Origin of the sequence: Rothia sp. HMSC066H02 (genome assembly GCF_001814995.1) — a bacterium.
Taxonomy (GTDB): domain Bacteria; phylum Actinomycetota; class Actinomycetes; order Actinomycetales; family Micrococcaceae; genus Rothia; species Rothia mucilaginosa.
This window is the reverse complement of sequence record NZ_KV818688.1, coordinates 290,947-291,228: the sequence shown is the minus strand read 5'-3', so window position 1 is coordinate 291,228 and position 282 is coordinate 290,947. Positions and strand designations below refer to the sequence as shown.

The following is a 282-nucleotide window of genomic DNA, read 5'->3' as shown; positions in this document are numbered from 1 at the left end:
ATATCAAGGCGAATAATGAAAGATTCTCAACTGTGCTCCTGCCGACTTTGAAGGTGGTGTAAGTATATCAAGGCGAATAATGAAAGATTCTCAACGCGGAAAGGCGGGGTACTTCTGAGATTTTAAGTATATCAAGGCGAATAATGAAAGATTCTCAACATGTGCGCCTCTACCAGCGGTGCGGTTTTAAGTATATCAAGGCGAATAATGAAAGATTCTCAACTCAACCGTGACGGCTTGCTCGATGATAATAAGTATATCAAGGCGAATAATGAAAGATTC

Annotated in this window: 1 CRISPR repeat array. The window is 40.4% G+C overall.

Going from position 1 to position 282, the window contains the following annotated elements:
* Position 1: 1 nt before the first annotated feature.
* Positions 2 to 282: a CRISPR direct-repeat array (repeat unit 25 nt; unit sequence TATCAAGGCGAATAATGAAAGATTC).